General features: G+C 67.8%; 1 protein-coding gene. It reads left to right on the top strand.

Annotation, left to right across the window (positions count from 1 at the left end; genetic code table 11):
• Positions 1-656 (top strand): MFS transporter (locus FUT88_RS25240; RefSeq protein WP_147219282.1); only part of this gene is annotated, 656 nt, incomplete at both ends.

Here is a 656-nt window from a genome sequence, read left to right on the forward strand (position 1 = left end):
GGCTGATCGGGCTCGGGCTGTCAGGCACGTCGTTCGGCGTGGTGTATGGCGCGATCAGCCGGTTGACGCCGCCTGAGCGGCGCAGCTGGGCGCTGGGCGTGGCGGGCGCAGTGGGCGGTGTCGGCCAGTTCGTGATGGTGCCGACGGCGCAGGGCTTGCTGAGCACGGTCGGCTGGGTGACGGCGCTGGTCGTCATGGCGGTGGTCATGGCGATCTTCTTGCCGTTGGCGGCGCCGTTGCGCGAGAGGGCATCCACTGTCGCCACGCAGGAGGCGCATCAAAGCATGGGCGCGGCCATCCGCGAGGCCTTTGCGCACCGCGGTTTCTGGCTGCTGAACCTCGGGTTCCTGACGTGCGGATTCCAGCTCGCCTTTATCGGTGCGCACATGCCGGCGTATCTGCTCGACAAGGGGCTCACCGGCCGCCACGGCATGGTGGCGCTGGCGCTGATTGCCGCTGCCAACATCGTCGGCACGTATTACTGCGGCGCGCTGGGCGGGCTGTTCCGGCGCAAGTATCTGCTCTCGTTGCTGTACCTGATCCGCACGGCGGCGATTGCGCTGTTTATCCTGCTGCCGCTGTCGCCGGCAACGCTGTATGCGTTTGCCATCGTGATGGGCCTGCTGTGGCTCGGCACGGTGCCGCTGACGAACGGG

The sequence above is a fragment of the Ralstonia sp. TCR112 genome, from assembly GCF_007997035.1.
GTDB classification, from domain to species: Bacteria; Pseudomonadota; Gammaproteobacteria; order Burkholderiales; family Burkholderiaceae; genus Ralstonia; species Ralstonia edaphi.